Raw genomic sequence first — 16,123 nt, 5'->3', positions numbered from 1 at the left:
TGCGCCCGCGCCCCGTCCGGCTACCGTGGACGGGGTGATCCGCCACCCCCAGCCGTCGGCGACGCGCGCCCTCATCCTGGGGCTCGACGTCCTGCTCGCGGCGCTCGCCGTCGTCGCGGTGCTGCAGGCCCCGCCGGGGCGGACGTGGCCCTCGGTGGTCGTCGCGGCCGTGCTCGTCGCCGTGTACGTCGTCGGACGCCGGGCGGTGCGCGTGCACGACCGGGCCGTCGACACCCCGCGCGGCGCCTGGTGGCCCGACACCGCGTGGATCGCCGCCCTCCTGCTCCCGTGGGTGGTGCTGCTCTGGCTCTCGCCCGCCGCCCTGTGGCTCGCGTTCCCGCTGATGATCCTGCAGATGCACGTGCTCGGGCCGCACCGCGGCGTCGTCGCGGTGGCCGTGACGACGGCGCTCGCCGTCGCCGAGGGGCTGCTCGTGCAGGCCGACGCCGACGACCCCTGGACCGGCTTCGTGCTGGGCCCGGTGCTCGGCGGCGCCGTGGCCGTCGGCGTCGTGCTGGGGATCGAGGCCTTCGTGCGCGAGTCCCAGACGCGGCAGCGGACCGTCGACGAGCTGACCCAGGTGCGCCAGCACCTCGCCCAGGCCGAGCGGGACCGGGCCGTCACCGACGAGCGGGCGCGCCTGGCGCGCGACATCCACGACACCCTCGCCCAGTCGCTGTCCGCCATCGAGCTCCTGCTGCGGGCCGCCGACGACGCCGTCGGCACCGACGACGACAGGGCGCACGACCTCGTCGACCAGGCGCGCGGGGCCGCCCGCGACAGCCTCGCCGAGGCGCGCCGCGTCGTGCAGGACCTCACGCCGCCCGACCTCGACCGCACCACCCTCGTCGCGGCCCTGCGTCGCGTCGCCGAGCGGCAGCCGCTGGACGTGTCCGTGCACACCGTCGGCGACGTGCGGCCGCTGCCCGTGCCTGTCGAGACGGCGCTGCTGCGCGTCGCCCAGTCGGCGCTCGCGAACGTGGTGCAGCACTCGGGCGCCGGCCGCGCCCGCCTCACGCTCACGTACGAGCGGGACACCGTCACCCTCGACGTCGTGGACGACGGTCGTGGGTTCGACCCGGAGGTCGCCGCGACCGCCGCGGGAGCGTCCGGGCGTGGTTTCGGCCTGCCCTCCGTCCGGTCGCGCGCGCACGAGCTGGGTGGCACCGTCACGCTCGAGACCTCGCCGGGCGCGGGAACCGCCCTGGCGGTCACGCTGCCCGTGGACAGGACGGAGGACGCCCCGTGATCGACGTCGTGCTCGCCGACGACCACCCCGTCGTGCGCGCCGGGCTGCGCGCCGTCGTCGACGGCCAGCCGGACATGCGGGTCGTGCACGAGACCGGCACCGCCGAGGACCTCCTGGCCTGGCTCGACGACGGCGGCCGCGCGGACGTCGTGCTGCTGGACCTGAGGTTCGGCGACGCGGGCCCGGGGCGGAGCCGGCTCGGCGGTGCGGAGGCGACCGGCACCGTCGTGCACCGGCACGGTACCCCCGTGCTCGTCGTGACCACCTACGGCACCGACGCCGACATCCTCGCCGCCGTCGAGGCCGGCGCCACCGGCTACCTGCTCAAGGACGCGCCCACCGAGGAGCTCGCCCGCGCCATCCGGTCCGCCGCCGCCGGCGAGGTCACCCTCGGGGCCGACGTGCAGCGTCGCCTGCTCGGCCGTATGCGGTCGCCGGGCGAGACCCTCAGCGCCCGCGAGCTCGAGGTGCTGCGCCTCGTCGCCGCCGGCCGGTCGAACGACGCCATCGCGCGCGAGCTGTTCGTCTCCGTCGCCACCGTGAAGTCCCACCTGGCGCACATCAACACCAAGCTGGGCACGCAGTCCCGCACCGAGGCCGCCGCCGTCGCCCGCGAGCGCGGGATGCTCTGACGGCACGACCCGAGCGCGGTGACGGCTCAGAACGGTGGGTCGCCCAGCTCCGGCGCCCAGTCCGCCGAGCCTGGTAGGTCCGCTGAGCCTGGTAGGTCCGCTGAGCCCAGTGGGTCCGGCGGCTCCGGTGGGACCAGCTCCCGACCGGTGAGGTCGACGGGGTCGGCGACGGGGTCGCGGGCGACTCGTCCGGTCGGTGAGGTCCACACGAGGGTGCCGTCCGGTTCCTGCCGCGTCCGCCAGCGGGTCTCGTGCTTCAGCACGTGATGTCGGCGGCACAGATGAGCCAGGTTGTCCGCGGTCGTGCGCCCTCCGTCGGCCCACGCGACGGTGTGGTCGACGTCGCAGCGGGCGGCGGCGCGGGTGCAGCCCGGGAAGCGGCAGGTGCCGTCGCGGGCCTCCAGGTAGACGCGCAGCGCCGCCGGGACGGTGTACGTGCCGGGGTCGGCGGACAGCAGCTCGCCCGACGCCGGGTCGACCAGCAGCCGGCGCAGCGACGGCGCCCGGGCGGTGAGGAACGCCGCGACCTCCGGGTCGATCGCGCCGTGACCCGTGAGCTCGGCGGCGTCCTCGGAGCGGCCGAGCAGCGCCATCACCGGCACGGTGATCTGCACGCGGGGGACGATCCGACGTGCATGGTCGGCGAGGTCCGGGACGGGGCACGCCGTTGCCTCGCCCGCGGGCGCGCCCGCCGACTCGCCTGCACGGCCTGCACGGCCTGCGCCGGGCTGCGCACCTGCGGAGGTGCCGGTGACGGCAGGGGTCGCAGACCCGGGTCGCGCCGCGGCCGAGGGGGCGGCGTCCGCCAGTAGCAGGGCGGCGTATGCGTCGGCGCGGAGCTGGGCCACCGTGCGCGGGTCGCCGGCCTCGCGGGCGGTGCGAGCGGCCGTCGTCAGCCGGTCGTGGGCCGCGTGGGCGGTCGTGGCGGGGAGGTAGGCGCTGAGCCAGGCCATGCCGTCGGCGGCGGGGTCGACGAACACGCCGCGCTTCGCCGCCGCCCTCGCGTGCCGCAGCGTGAACGGCTCGGGGTGTGCGCGGTCGCGGGCGCGGCGCAGGTGGGCGCGGAACTGGGCCGGTGTGGCCGTCGCGGCCCGCGGCAGCGCCTCGGCCTGCACGGCCGCGCGGGCCTGGGCGTCGGGGAGGTCGGCGAGGACGTCGGCCATCGCCGTCGCGTGGCGGGCCCCGATCCGGCCGCGGCGGAGCTCGGTTAGCGTCGCGGATCCCGACGAGGTGAGCGTCTGCGCCGTCTCGACGAGGTGGTCCGCCTCCCGCTCGCTCAGTCGCAGCGTGGTCGCGACGTCCGCGACGAACGCCCGCCGGGCGAGCTGGTGCCGACGCGCCGTGCCCGCCCGCAGCACCCGCAGCTCCTCGCCCGCCAGGAGGTCGGGCTCGCACCGCACGGCTGCGCGCCGGGCGCGCTCCACGGCGAGCAGCTTCTCGCCCTCCAGCGCGTCGATCCGCGACTGGAGGCGGGCCACGTCGTCGAGGGCGGCCGAGACGTCGTGCACCGTCGTCGGTCCGGGCGGGGAGAGCGCGTCGTCCCAGGGCGTGGTGACGACCGGAAGGTCGTCGACCGCGCCGTCGAGCACCGCAGCGGACATGCGCGCCTCACCCCCTCGTCGTCGGTCGGCGGTTCGAGAAGGGCTCGAACACGTGTTCGAGCCTAGCGAAGGTTCACGCCTCGCACCAGGCCCGATGCCCCGCCTGTGGACAACCGTCGCGGCCGCCGAATGCCGTTGCCGCGGAGCCGTCGGGTCGGGCAAGGTCCGGTCATGACGATCCGCTACCCCCGCCCCCTGCGCCCCGGCGACACGATCGGCGTGACCGCGCCGTCGTCGGGCGTGCCCGCCCCGCTGCTGCCGCGGCTGGACCACGCCGTCGACGTCGTGCGCGCGAAGGGTTACGACGTGCAGGTGGGAGCCACGCCGTCGGGCGACGGGGTCGTCAGCGCACCGGCGGACCTGCGCGCGGCGGAGCTCACCGCGATGCTCACCGACCCGGCGGTGCGTGCCGTCGTGCCGCCGTGGGGCGGGGAGCTGGCGACGGACCTGCTGGGCCGCCTCGACTGGGACGCGCTGGGCGCGGACCCGACGTGGCTGGTCGGGTACTCGGACATCTCGACGCTGCAGCTGCCGCTCACCCTGCGCACCGGGGTCGCCACGCTGCACGGCCAGAACCTCATGGACACGCCCTACGACGTGCCGGAGGGCATCGTCGGCTGGTGGGACGTCGCCGCCTCGGCGCAGGACGGCGGGCAGCTGGTGCAGCGCTCGCCGCGGCGGTACCGCTCGTCGGGCTGGGACGACTGGGAGCAGGACCCGCAGGTCCACACCTGGACCCTCGACGCGGAGGGCGCGTGGCTGCGGCTCGACGGCGAGGACCCGGGCGCGCCCGTGGACGTCCAGGGGCGGCTGATCGGTGGCTGCCTGGAGACCGTCTCCCTGCTCGCGGGCACGCCGTACGGCGACGTGGCCCGGTTCGCGACGGAGCACGCGCCCGAGGGCCTGGTCGTGTACCTCGACATCCTCGAGTGGGAGGCGCTCGAGGTCGGCCGGGCCCTGTGGGCGATGCGGCACGCGGGCTGGTTCGACGCGGCGAACGCGGTGCTGATCAGCCGTACGCACGCGCCGGACTCGGAGGGGTTCACCCTGCACGACGCCGCCCGCGACGCCCTGGGTGACCTGGGGATCCCGATCCTCGCGGACGTCGAGTGCGGGCACGTGCCGCCGTACCTCGCGCTGGTGAACGGTGCGCTCGCGCGCGTGCAGCACGGGCCCGAGGGGTCGGTGATCACCCAGCGCCTGGTGCCCTGACCGCGGGGCCCTGACCATGGGGCCCTGACCATGGGGAACGGGCTGCGCTACCGTGGCGCCGTGACCCTCGCGCTGCTCGGCGACCACGGAGACCACACCAGCCACCGGGAGCTCGCCGCCCTCGTCCCGCGCCTCGCGGACGAGCTCGGCGTGGAGGCCGTGTGGGTGCCCACCGACACACCGTTCGACGTGCGCGCGTACGACGGGATCTGGCTCGTGCCCGGCTCGCCGTACGCCGACGAGGCGGCCGTGCTGCGCGCGATCACGGCCGCCCGGGAGGGCGGGATCCCGTTCCTCGGCACGTGCGCCGGGATGCAGTACGCGGTCGTCGAGCTCACGCGCAGCCTGCTGGGGAGGGCCGCGACGCACGCGGAGTCCGACGGCGAGGCCGACGACAACGTCGTGGCGGCGCTCGCATGCTCGCTGTACGGCGAGGAGCGCGTCGTGACGCCGGTGCCGGGCACGCGGTTCGCGTCGTGGGTGGGCGAGCCGTTCGCCGGGATGCACTTCTGTGGCTATGCCCCGACGGCGGAGGCCGTCGCGGCGCTGGAGGCGGTGGGCGTCGTCGTGGGAGCCGTCGCGGACGACGCCGGCGCGGAGGTGCTCGAGCTCGCCGACCACCCCTTCTTCGTGGCCAGCCTCTTCCAGCCGCACATCGGGGCGTCGGCCGGGCGCCCGATCCACCCGCTGGTGCGGGCGTTCGCCGCCGCGCTCTGAGCGCGCGTCAGCCCCGGAACGCCCGCGGCATGACCTCGCGCGCCGGGCCGGTGCGGTCGAGGAACCCGACGCCGCCGGCCTGGAGCTCGCGGGCGGCGTCGACCAGCGCGGACAGGGCGTTCCAGGCGAACGTGCCGCCGACGGAGACCCGCGCGACCCCCGCGGCGGCCAGCTCGGCGGGCGTCGGGCCGCCCGCGACGAGCAGCGCGTTGACGGGCCGGTCCACCTCGCGGCAGACGGTCGCGATCGCGGCCGCGTCGCGCAGCCCGGGCGCGTACAGCACGTCGGCGCCGGCCTCCTGGTAGGCCTGGAGCCGCGCGATCGTGTCGGCGAGGTCGTCCCGGCCGTGCAGGTGGTTCTCGCAGCGCGCCGTGAGCACCAGGTCCCCCGCGGCCTCGGCCGCGGCGGCCACGCGCTCGACGGCGGCGGGCCGGGCGTAGAGGGGCTGGTCCGCGCGCCCGGTGGCGTCCTCGACCGAGCACCCCGCGAGGCCGGTCCCGCGGGCCTCGGTCACGGTGCCCGCCACCCCCGCGGGGGAGTCCGCGAAGCCGTTCTCCAGGTCGGCGCTCACCGGCACGTCGACGGCGGCCGCGAGCGCGCCGGCGTGGGCGAGCGTCTCCTCGCGGGTGGTCGCGCCGTCGGGCCGGCCGAGCGTCGCGGCGAACCCGCTGCTCGTCGTCGCGACGGCGGCGAAGCCGAGCGCGGTGAGGAGGCGCGCCGACCCGGCGTCCCAGGCGTTCGGCAGCAGGAGCGGGTCGCCGGGGCGGTGCAGGGCCAGGAAGTCCGCGCGCAGGGTCATGCGCCCGAACCTAGCCACCGCCCCCGACGCCCGCCCCCACGCCGCCGTCGCCGCGACGTGCCCCGCGGCGGTCGATAGGCTCGGGCCTCGTGAGCCGCGAGCGCTTCCCCCGGTGGGTCTACGAGCAGGGCACGGAGCCCGACCCGCGGTTCTCCCTCGCCAACGAGCGCACGATCCTGGCGTGGCTGCGCACCGCCCTCGGGCTGATCGCGGGCGGCACCGCGCTCGAGACGCTGGACCTGCCGATGGAGCCGCACCTGCGTCTCACCGCGGCGGTCGTGCTGCTCGTGGCGGGCGCCGTCGTGCCGGTGGCCGCGGCGGTGGAGTGGGCCCGCTCCGAGCGCGCGATGCGGGAGCACGGGCCGCTGCCCGGCGCGATCACGGGGTTCGTGCTGGTCCTGACCATCACCGTCGTGGGCATCCTCGTGCTGCTCGCGCTGCTGCTGCACTGACCGCGATGGCCGAGCCGCCGCTGGACCCGCCGCTCGTCGGCCCCGAACGAGACCGGGGCCTGCAGGTGGAGCGCACCTCGCTCGCGTGGCGGCGCACCCTCCTGTCGTTCACCGCCGCCTGCGCGGTGGCGTGGCAGACGCTGCCGGGCGTCGACGGGCTGTCGTCGTTCGCGCTCGCCGCCGCGGTCGGCCTCGTCCTCACGCCGCCGCTGTGGTGGTTCGCCCGGCGGCACGCGCACCACACGGCAAGGCACCTGGGCGCCGAGGAGCCGCGGCTGCGGCACGGGCGGCGGATCGTGGTCATGTGCGCGGGGACGGCGCTGCTCGGCCTCGCCGGGCTGGTCGCGATCCTGGTCTTCTGAGGACGAGCCCCGAGGACGACGTGCCGCCGTGGCCGCCCGGTCTGGTTCACTACGCCCATGTTCGTGATCGTCGGCCTGTTCCGGCTCTTCGTCGCCGTCCTCGGCCTCGTCGGCACGCGCGCCATCTGGCGCGACGGCGACGTCGAGGGCTTCGTGTACTTCACCAACCTGACCAGCTTCCTCGCGGTGGCGGTGTTCGGATGGGCGGGCGTCGCGACGCTGCTGCGCCGGGAGCAGCCGCCGGTGTGGGCGAAGGGGCTGGTGACCCTGGCCGCCGCGATCACGGGCCTGGTCGCGTGGCTGGTCCTCGCGCCCGAGTCGCCGGACGCGCCCGCCGTCTTCCTCGGCCTGACCGACGGGCAGGTGGAGCACCGGGCGCTGCCGATCGCCGTCGTCCTGGACTTCCTGCTGCTCGACCCGCACCGCCGCGCCCGCCTGCGCCACGCGGGGCTGTGGATGCTGTTCCCGGTGCTGTACTTCGGATTCATCCTGCTGCGCGGCCAGCTCAGCCCGGGCAGCGCGTACCCGTACGGCTTCATCGACCTCGACGCCCTCGGGTGGGGCGGGCTGGGGATCAACCTGGTGGTCTACGGCGGCGCCTTCTACGTGCTCGGGCTGCTCATCGTCGGCGTCGACCGGCTGCTCCCCGCCCGCCCCCTCGTCCCGGGGGTGGCGGTCCCTGAGGTCAGGGACCCTCAGCTCACGGCGTGACGATGGCGAAGTCCGGGTCGCCCGGGTCGAGGATGCCGTGCACCTTCGCCAGCGCGGCCGTGTCGCCCGAGACCTCGATGCCCGCCGCGGCCAGCCGCGCCGGGTCCAGACCTCCCGCGAGGGCAGGGAGCGCGGCCCGCGTCGTGGTGATGGTGACGTCGGCGGCGTCGGGCTGCGGCCGGGCGCTGTAGGTGAGCGCGCCGTTCGCGAGCCGGAGCCGGTAGCGCGCGGCCGCGTCGGAGAGGACGACGTCGGCCGTGACGCGGTGGTCCCACGCCTTCGGGCCGTCGATCTGGATCGCGAGGGCGTCGAACAGCATCTCGGGGGAGAGGTGCGCGACGATGTCCGCCGACGCGGTCTGCGTCGGCGTGCCGAAGTTCCCGCTGCGCAGCTCGGTGGCGCCCGACAGGTACACCGACCGCCACGTGCCGTTCTCCGCCCCGTACCCGAGCTGTTCGAACGTGTCGGCGAGCAGCTCCTTCGCCCCGGCGTGGTCGGGCTGCGCGAAGACGACATGGCTCAGCACCTCCGCCACCCAACGGAAGTCCCCGGCGTCGAACGACGCGCGCGCCTTCTCCACCACGGCGTCCGCGCCGCCCATGAACTCGACGTACCGCTTGCCCTGCTCCTCGGGCGGGTGCTGCCACAGGTGCGCGGGGTTGCCGTCGTACCAGCCCATGTACCGCTGATAGATCGCCTTGATGTCGTGGCTCACCGATCCGTAGTAGCCGCGCGCGTGCCACGCGTTCTCCAGCGCCGGAGGCAGCGGCAGCTGCTCGGCGATCTCGGAGCCCACGAGTCCCTTGTTCAGGAGGCGCAGCGTCTGGTCGTGCAGGTACGCGTACAGGTCGCGCTGCTCGGACAGGAACGTCACGATGCGCTCGTTGCCCCAGGTGGGCCAGTGGTGCGACGCGAAGACGGACTCGACGTCCGCGCCGAACAGGTCGATCGTCTCGGTGAGGTAGTTGGCCCAGGCGTGCGGGTCGCGCACGACGGCGCCGCGCAGCGTCAGCAGGTTGTGCAGCGTGTGCGTGGCGTCCTCGGCCGCGCACAGCGCCTTGTGGTCCGGGAACCAGATGAGCATCTCGGCCGGGGCCTCGGTGCCCGGCGCCATCTGGAACACCATGCGGACGCCGTCGACCGTCTCCTCCTGCCCGGTCGTCGTGATGTCGAGCGTCGGGGCGATGAGCGTGACGGTTCCGGTGGACGTCGTCTGCCCCAGGCCGGCGCCGACCTGGCCCTGCGGGCCGCGGGCGAGTGCCGCGCCGTACATGTAGCCCGCGCGGCGGCCCATCGCCGTGCCCGCGTACACGTTCTCCGCGACGGCGTGCTCCGTGAAGTCCGCGGGCGCCAGCACGGGCACGCGGCCCGCGTCGACGTCCTCCTGCGTGGTGACACCCTTGACGCCGCCGAAGTGGTCCACGTGGCAGTGCGTGTAGATGATGCCGGTGACGGGGCGGTCGCCGCGGTGCTCGCGGTACAGCGCGAGGGCGGCGGCCGCTGTCTCGGTCGAGATCAGCGGGTCGAGCACGATGACGCCCGTGTCGCCCTCGATGAACGTGACGTTCGACAGGTCGAACCCGCGCACCTGGTAGATGCCCTCGACCACCTCGAACAGGCCCTGCTCCGCGACCAGCTTCGACTGCCGCCACAGGCTCGGGTTCACGGTGTCCGGGGCGTCGCCCTCGAGGAACGCATACGTGTCGTTGTCCCAGACGACGGTGCCGTCGTCCTTCGTGACGGCGTTCGGGGTGCGGCGGCCGAGGAAGCCCCGGGACGCGTCGTCGAAGTCCTGGGTGTCGGAGAAGGGAAGCCTGCCGAGCAGCTCACGCTGCTGGGCGGCGATGGTGGGCGTGGCTGGCTTCGGTGTGCTCGGCATGGCGCCAGGCTGGCACCGGCTGGGCGCTCGCGCGCGCCGAAACGCCCCGCCCGAGCAGGTCGGACGGGGCGCTCGCGGCGATGCAGGTCAGGGCGTGACGATGGAGAAGTCCGGGTCGCCCGGGTCGAGCACGGCGGTGAGCCGGCCGAGCACGCTGACGTCGCCGTCGACCTGGATGCCGGCCTCGGCGAGCCCGTCCGGGGTCACGCCGCCGAGGGCGAGCGCGGGCAGCGCGCGCGACGTCGTGGTGAGCGTGAGGTCGGCGTCGCCCTTCTGCGGCCGGGCGCTGTGCGTGAGGGCGCCGTTGGCGAGGCGGAGCCGGTAGCGGGCGTCCGTGTCGGTGAGCACGACGTCGATCGTGAGCTTCTCGTCCCACGCGCGGGGTCCGTCGACCTGGATCGCGATGGCGTCGAACAGCATCTCCGGGGTGAGCGCGGAGATGACGTCCGGCGACGCGGACACCGTCGGCGTCCCGAACTTGCCGCTGCGCAGCTCGGTGGCGCCCGAGAGGTAGATGTTGCGCCACACGCCGTTCTCGGCGCCGTACCCGAGCTGCTCGAAGGTGTCCGCCAGCAGCTCGCGGGCCGCCGCGTGGTCGGGCTGCGCGAAGACGACGTGGCTGAGGATCTCCGCCGCCCACCGGAAGTCGCCGCCGTCGAACGACGCGCGCGCCTTGTCCACGATGGCGTCGGCGCCGCCCGCGAGCTCGACGTACCGCTTGCCCTGCTCGACCGGCGGGTGCTGCCACAGGTGAGCAGGGTTGCCGTCGTACCAGCCCATGTACCGCTGGTAGATGGCCTTGAGGTTGTGGCTCACGGAGCCGTAGTAGCCGCGCGCGTGCCAGGAGTTCTCGAGGGCCGGCGGGAGCTTCAGCGACTCGGCGATCTCGATGCCCGTCCAGCCCTGGTTGATGAGGCGCAGGGACTGGTCGTGCAGGTAGGCGTACAGGTCGCGCTGCTCGGAGAGGAACTTCACGACACGCTCGTTGCCCCAGGTGGGCCAGTGGTGCGACGCGAAGACGGCCTCGACCTCGTCGCCCCACAGGTCGATGGTCTCGGTGAGGTAGCCGGCCCAGGCGTGCGGGTCGCGCACGAGGGCGCCGCGCAGGGTGAGCAGGTTGTGCAGCGTGTGCGTGGCGTCCTCGGCGGAGCAGAGGGCCTTGTGGTCGGGGAACCAGACGAGGAACTCGGCCGGCGCCTCCGTGCCCGGCGCCATCTGGAACACCATCCGGACGCCGTCGATGGTCTCGGTCTGCCCGGTCTCGGTGATGTCGAGCGTCGGGGCGATGAGCGTGATGTTGCCGGTCGCCACCGTCTGCGCCAGGCCCGTGCCGAGCGCGCCCTGCGGGCCGCGAGCAAGCGCCGCGCCGAACATGTACGCCGAGCGGCGGGCCATCGCGGTGCCCGCGTACACGTTCTCCGACGCGGCGTGCTCCGTGAACTCCGCCGGCGCGACGATCGGCACCCGGCCGGCGTCGACGTCCTCCTGCGTGGTGACGCCGCGCACGCCGCCGAAGTGGTCGACGTGCGGGTGCGTGTACAGCACGCCCGTCACCGGGCGGTCGCCGCGGTGCTCGCGGTACAGCGCCAGCGCGGCGGCGGCGGTCTCCTCGGTGACCAGCGGGTCGAGGACGAGGACGCCGGTGTCGCCCTCGATGAACGTCACGTTGGCGAGGTCGAAGCCGCGCACCTGGTAGATGCCGGGCACCACCTCGAAGAGCCCCTGGACCGCGTTGAGCTTCGACTGCCGCCACAGGCTGGGGTTGGCGGTGTCGGGCGCGTCGCCCTGGATGAAGTCGTAGGTGTCGTTGTCCCAGACGACGGCGCCCTCGGCGTTGGTGATCGCGTTCGGCGTCCGCTTGCCCAGGAGGCCGCGCGTGGCGTCCTCGAAGTCCTGGGTGTCGGCGAACGGCAGGGTGCGGAGCACCTCCTGCTGCTGGGCGGCGATCGTGGGCGTGGCTGGCTTCGGAGTGCTCGGCATGGCGCCAGGGTGGCACCGGGTGCCCGCGGGCGCGCGGTGAACGGCGCCTTCGTGCTGTGACGTCGCGACGTCCCGTTCGACGAGCGGATCCCGGGGCGCGTGCCTACCGTCTGAGCGGCGGCGCCCACCCGCGGCGCCGTCGACCACCGGGACGAGGAGAACACGTGGGTGCAGCGATCGGTCAGTCCCTCCCGGTAGCGGTGGGCGTGCTCATCAGCCCGCTGCCGATCGTCGCGGTGGTGCTGATGCTCGTCAGCGAGCGCGCGAAGGCGAACGCCGCGGCGTTCCTGGTCGGCTGGTTCGTGGCGGTGCTGGTCGTCGTCGGCCTGGTCGCGGTGCTCGCCGGCTCCGCCGTGCCGGACGACGAGGGCACGCCGCTGTGGGCGGCGATCGTCAAGATCGTGCTGGGCCTGCTGCTCCTGCTGGTCGCGGTGAAGCAGTGGCGCGGGCGGCCGCGCGAGGGCGTCGAGCCGGAGACCCCGAAGTGGATGGCCGCCATCGACCGGTTCACGCCCGGCAAGGCCCTGGGCCTCGCGGTGCTGCTGAGCGCCGTCAACCCGAAGAACCTGCTGCTCGTCGTCTCCGGCGGTGCCGCGATCGCCGCCGCCGCCCCGAGCGACACGAACGCCCAGGTCGTGGCCGCCGTCGTGTTCGCGCTGATCGCCAGCGCCGGCGTCGTCACGCCGCTGGTGATCTACCTGGCGATGGGCGAGCGCGCCGCGGCCGTCCTCGACGGCCTGAAGACCTGGATGGTCCAGAACAACGCCGTGATCATGGCCGTCCTGCTGCTCGTCATCGGCGCCAAGATGATCGGCGACGGCATCACGGCACTCTGACCCTGGTTTCTCAACAGCCGAGGAGGCGCACCGATGGGATTCGTGGAAGACAACCCGGGTCTGGACTGGGACGACCGGACCGACTTCGAGAACGCGGACCGGGGCTTCATCGCCACGATCGACCCTCCGCAGATCGCCGGGCCGGGTGGTGGTGTCGCGTGGGACAACACCCGGTTCGACTTCCTGACAGGGGACTGCCCGCCCACGGTGAACCCCTCGCTGTGGCGGCAGTCGCAGCTGGTGCAGAAGAACGGGCTCTTCGAGGTCACCGGCGGCATCTACCAGGTGCGTGGGCTCGACCTGTCCAACATGACCCTCGTCGAGGGCGACACCGGCGTGATCGTCATCGACCCGCTGGTGTCGGTCGAGACGGCGAAGGCCGGGCTCGACCTCTACCGGGCGCACCGCGGTAAGCGGCCTGTGGTGGCCGTGATCTACACGCACTCGCACGTCGACCACTTCGGCGGCGTCGCGGGCGTCGTGCCCGAGGGCGCGGACGTCCCGATCGTCGCGCCGGCCGGGTTCCTCGAGCACGCCGTCTCGGAGAACGTGTACGCGGGCACGGCGATGACCCGCCGCGGGATGTACCACACGGGTGCCGCCCTGCCGACGGGGCCGGAGGGCCTGGTCAGCACCGGTCTCGGGCTCACCGCGTCGATGGGCACGGTGTCCCTGCTGCCGCCCACGGTCGACATCACGGAGACCGGCCAGGAGCTGACCCTCGACGGCGTGCGGATCGTCTTCCAGATCACGCCCGGAACCGAGGCGCCCGCCGAGATGAACTTCGCCTTCCCCGACCGCCGGGCGCTGTGCCTCGCGGAGAACGCGACCCACAACCTGCACAACCTGATCACCCTCCGCGGCGCCGAGGTACGCGACGCACGTGGTTGGTCGCGCTACATCGGCGAGGCGATCCGCCTGTTCGCCCGCGACGCCGACGTCGCGTTCGCCTCGCACCACTGGCCCACCTGGGGCACCGAGAACATCGTGACCTTCCTGACCGAGCAGCGGGACCTGTACGCCTACCTGCACGACCAGACCCTGCGGATGCTCAACGAAGGCCTCGTCGGCTCGGAGATCGCCGAGCGGATCCAGCTCCCCCCGGCGCTCGAGAACGCCTGGCACGCTCGCGGCTACTACGGCTCCGTGAGCCACAACGTCAAGGGGATCTACCAGCGCTACCTCGGCTGGTTCGACGGCAACCCCGCGCACCTGTGGGAGCTGCCCCCGTCGGAGGCGGGCGCCGCGTACGTCGAGGCGATCGGCGGCCTCGACGCGACGATCGCCAAGGGGCGCGAGCAGGCCGAGAACGGCAACCTGCGGTTCGCCGCGCAGCTGCTGAGCCACGCCGTGTTCGCTGCGCCGGAGTCGGCCGACGCGAAGGCGGCGCTCGCGGACGTGCTCGAGCGGCTGGGGCACGGCGCCGAGAACGGCACCTGGCGCAACTTCTACCTCGTCGGCGCGCACGAGCTGCGGCACGGCGTCCTGAGGACCGAGATGGACTTCGGCAGCGGGATGGCGGTGGCGCTCACCCTCGAGCAGATCTTCGACACTCTCGCGATCCGCGTCGACGGCCCGAAGGCCTGGGACGAGCACTTCGTCATCGACTGGCACTTCACCGACGCCGACGCGCGCTACCGCACCACGCTGTCCAACGGCGTCCTCGTCACCGAGCCGGGGGAAGAGAGCGCCGACGGCGCCGACCTCGCGTTGACGCTCACCAAGCGCCAGCTGCTCGGCATCGCCGCCGGGGCCCCGGCGAGCGACCTCGAGCACACCGGCGACCTCGGCGTCCTGGCACGCCTCGCGGCCGTCCTCGGCAAGCCCGACGCCAACTTCGAGGTCGTCGCACCCTGACCACCACGACGACGGCGGCCCGGCGGTTTCCGCGGGCCGCCGTCGCCATGCGGGGGGCGGTGATCGATCAGGGCGAGGCGGCGCCCTCTCGGCGCCGCCGCTCGGCGAGGTCGTAGGCCTCGCGGACGGCGTCGAAGAGCACCTCGGACTCGGGGATGACGGAGTCCTGCAGCCGTCGTGACACGCCGCCGGCGGCGAACCGGCGGGCGAGGGCGTCCGGGACCCCGCACACGACCACCTCGACGCCGTGGTCGTGCCAGCGGTCCAGGAGCCGGTCGAGCGACTTGAGGAACGTGGTGGACGGGATGCCCACGGACCCCCGCAGCGAGATCACGAGGGCGGCGTCGTGGACCTCCGCGGTGTGCGGCCACTCCTCCTCGAGGCGGTTCACCTCGGCGAAGAAGCCGGAGCCCATGTAGTGCAGCACGGTGGTGCGCCCGCTCGGCAGGGTCGCGGGGGCGTCCGCGACCCGGAAGCCGCCGTCGCCCGTCGGGGCGAGCTCGACGATGCGGCCGCGCTTCGCCGCCTGCACCGCGAACAGCACGATGGACAGGCCGGCGCCCAGGAAGATCGCCTGCTGCAGCGGGAGCTGGGTGGTGGCGAGGAACGTCACGACCAGCGCCGCGGCGGAGAGCCACGACGTGCGGAACACGAGCACGACGTCGGCCCAGCGCCCGACGACCAGCTCGCCGCCGATGACGAGCAGCAGGCCGCCGATCACGGCCATGGGGATGTACCCGGCCAGCGGCCCCACGGCCAGCACGATGACGATGAGCCACACGCCGGAGAAGATGCCGGCCCAGCGGGTCTGCGCGCCGCCGCTCGTCGCGACGCCCGTGCGGGACAGGGAGCCGCCGGTGGGGAGGGCGCCGAAGAAGCCGCCGGCCACGTTGGCGAGGCCCTGCGCGGTGAAGTCCTTCGAGACGTCGGTGCGCGACCCGTCCGGGTTCGGCACGGCGGCGCCGATGCCCGCCGCCTGCGCCAGGGCGACCAGCGCGATCGCGAGCCCGCCGGAGACGAGCGGGCCGAGGGAGCCGACGTCCGGCAGCGTGAACGGCGGCAGGGAGCGCGGGATCGCCGCGATGTCGGAGACGAGCTCGACCTTGGTGCCCAGCAGCGCGACGACGACGGTGACCACGAGCAGGGACAGCAGCGTCGCCGTCTTCCTCAGCCGCGGCACCAGGCTGAGGGCCGCCCACGCGGCGACGGTGGCGACGGCGACGGCGACGGTCGGGCCGTCCCAGTCGCCCACGTGCACCACGGCCTCCACCAGCTTGGCGATCGTGTTGTGCGACTCCGGGGTGTACCCCGTGGCGTCCTTCACCACGCCCGCGACGATCTGCACGGCGATGCCCGCCGTGAAGCCCGTCATCACCGCCGTCGACACGAACGACATCACCGACCCGAGCCGCAGCAGCCCGAGCAGCAGCATCCACAGCCCGACGATCACGGTGAGCGCGGCGACGGCGCCCACGTCGCCCGGGTCCAGGCCGGCGTCGGTGAGCACGCTCTTGGCCGACAGCGCGATGGCGCTGGTCAGCGTCGTGACCATCAGCACCGTGCGAGAGAACACCGAGCCGATGACGGTCGGCACCGCGCCCGACCACAGACCCATCGGGGCGGAGAACCCGCCGACCGTCGCGTACGCCATGCCCTCAGGGATGGAGAACAGGCCGGTGACGAAGCCGGAGACGACGTCGCGCGGCGTCGGCCGGGGGATCTTCCGGCCCCCCTTGGCCTTCCGGCCCCCTGTCGCGTCGCTCGCGTCGCTCGTCTCGCTCACTGCTGCCCTCCTGTGCCGGCCGGGGATGCACCCAGCACCCTGCCCCACCAGCG

The 16,123-nt window shown here is 74.2% G+C and carries 14 protein-coding genes; 9 read left to right on the top strand and 5 right to left on the bottom strand.

The genetic code is table 11. The annotated features are described in order from the left end of the window. Window positions 1-34 precede the first annotated feature (34 nt). Together ACWF41_RS03095 and ACWF41_RS03090 are read left to right on the top strand one after the other, a co-directional pair. Window positions 35-1,249, top strand: a complete 1,215-nt coding sequence (locus ACWF41_RS03095; protein ID WP_380315481.1) for a sensor histidine kinase — start codon at window positions 35-37, stop codon at window positions 1,247-1,249. Beyond that, entirely contained in the window at window positions 1,246-1,881 is a 636-nt protein-coding gene (locus tag ACWF41_RS03090; protein ID WP_380315478.1) for a LuxR C-terminal-related transcriptional regulator, read from the top strand. Before ACWF41_RS03095 ends, ACWF41_RS03090 begins: the two co-directional genes overlap by 4 nt. Window positions 1,882-1,907: 26 nt before the next feature. Here ACWF41_RS03090 and ACWF41_RS03085 read toward each other — a convergent pair whose 3' ends face one another. Next, window positions 1,908-3,482, bottom strand: coding sequence for an HNH endonuclease signature motif containing protein (locus ACWF41_RS03085; protein WP_380315475.1), 1,575 nt, complete (start codon window positions 3,480-3,482; stop codon window positions 1,908-1,910). 171 nt (window positions 3,483-3,653) lie between these two features. Between ACWF41_RS03085 and ACWF41_RS03080 the strand changes: the two genes are divergently transcribed. Then, window positions 3,654-4,694: a S66 family peptidase gene (locus ACWF41_RS03080; RefSeq protein WP_380315472.1), complete on the top strand. Its 1,041-nt coding sequence runs from the start codon at window positions 3,654-3,656 to the stop codon at window positions 4,692-4,694. Window positions 4,695-4,754: 60 nt separating this feature from the next. Beyond that, window positions 4,755-5,411, top strand: coding sequence for a glutamine amidotransferase-related protein (locus ACWF41_RS03075; protein ID WP_380315469.1), 657 nt, complete (start codon window positions 4,755-4,757; stop codon window positions 5,409-5,411). A 7-nt stretch (window positions 5,412-5,418) separates the two neighbouring features. Here ACWF41_RS03075 and ACWF41_RS03070 read toward each other — a convergent pair whose 3' ends face one another. Continuing rightward, window positions 5,419-6,210, bottom strand: a complete 792-nt coding sequence (locus tag ACWF41_RS03070) for an isocitrate lyase/PEP mutase family protein (RefSeq protein ID WP_380315466.1) — start codon at window positions 6,208-6,210, stop codon at window positions 5,419-5,421. Window positions 6,211-6,299: 89 nt separating this feature from the next. Here ACWF41_RS03070 and ACWF41_RS03065 point away from each other — a divergent pair, with 89 nt between their 5' ends. Genes ACWF41_RS03065 through ACWF41_RS03055 form a run of 3 tightly spaced genes read left to right on the top strand, consistent with a single transcriptional unit; the run spans window position 6,300 to window position 7,735 of the window. Continuing rightward, on the top strand, window positions 6,300-6,662 hold the full coding sequence (locus tag ACWF41_RS03065) for a YidH family protein (protein ID WP_380315463.1): 363 nt from the start codon (window positions 6,300-6,302) through the stop codon (window positions 6,660-6,662). Between the two features lie 5 nt (window positions 6,663-6,667). Further along, window positions 6,668-7,024 carry a DUF202 domain-containing protein gene (locus ACWF41_RS03060; RefSeq protein ID WP_380315460.1) on the top strand — a complete coding sequence of 119 codons (357 nt, stop codon included), beginning with the start codon at window positions 6,668-6,670 and terminating at the stop codon, window positions 7,022-7,024. 57 nt (window positions 7,025-7,081) lie between these two features. After that, on the top strand, window positions 7,082-7,735 hold the full coding sequence (locus ACWF41_RS03055) for a Pr6Pr family membrane protein (RefSeq protein WP_380315457.1): 654 nt from the start codon (window positions 7,082-7,084) through the stop codon (window positions 7,733-7,735). On the opposite strand, the gene ACWF41_RS03050 is transcribed toward ACWF41_RS03055, so the two are convergent. After that, window positions 7,725-9,614, bottom strand: a complete 1,890-nt coding sequence (locus tag ACWF41_RS03050) for an alkyl/aryl-sulfatase (RefSeq protein ID WP_380315454.1) — start codon at window positions 9,612-9,614, stop codon at window positions 7,725-7,727. The genes ACWF41_RS03055 and ACWF41_RS03050 overlap by 11 nt on opposite strands. 87 nt (window positions 9,615-9,701) lie before the next feature. Next, window positions 9,702-11,594, bottom strand: coding sequence for an alkyl/aryl-sulfatase (locus ACWF41_RS03045; protein WP_380315451.1), 1,893 nt, complete (start codon window positions 11,592-11,594; stop codon window positions 9,702-9,704). A 164-nt stretch (window positions 11,595-11,758) separates the two neighbouring features. On the opposite strand from ACWF41_RS03045, the gene ACWF41_RS03040 reads away from it, so the two are divergent. Then, window positions 11,759-12,430, top strand: a complete 672-nt coding sequence (locus ACWF41_RS03040) for a GAP family protein (RefSeq protein ID WP_380315448.1) — start codon at window positions 11,759-11,761, stop codon at window positions 12,428-12,430. A gap of 33 nt (window positions 12,431-12,463) precedes the next feature. Further along, window positions 12,464-14,287: an alkyl/aryl-sulfatase gene (locus ACWF41_RS03035; RefSeq protein WP_380346877.1), complete on the top strand. Its 1,824-nt coding sequence runs from the start codon at window positions 12,464-12,466 to the stop codon at window positions 14,285-14,287. A 67-nt stretch (window positions 14,288-14,354) separates the two neighbouring features. Here the strand turns inward: ACWF41_RS03035 and ACWF41_RS03030 are convergent, their stop codons facing one another. Beyond that, complete coding sequence (locus tag ACWF41_RS03030; protein WP_380323152.1) at window positions 14,355-16,070, bottom strand: SulP family inorganic anion transporter; 1,716 nt, start codon at window positions 16,068-16,070, stop codon at window positions 14,355-14,357. Window positions 16,071-16,123: the final 53 nt, after the last annotated feature.

It is taken from the genome of Isoptericola sp. NPDC055063, assembly GCF_053608125.1.
The sequence above is the reverse complement of the archived record's forward strand: the minus strand, read 5'-3'. Positions and strand labels throughout refer to the sequence as shown.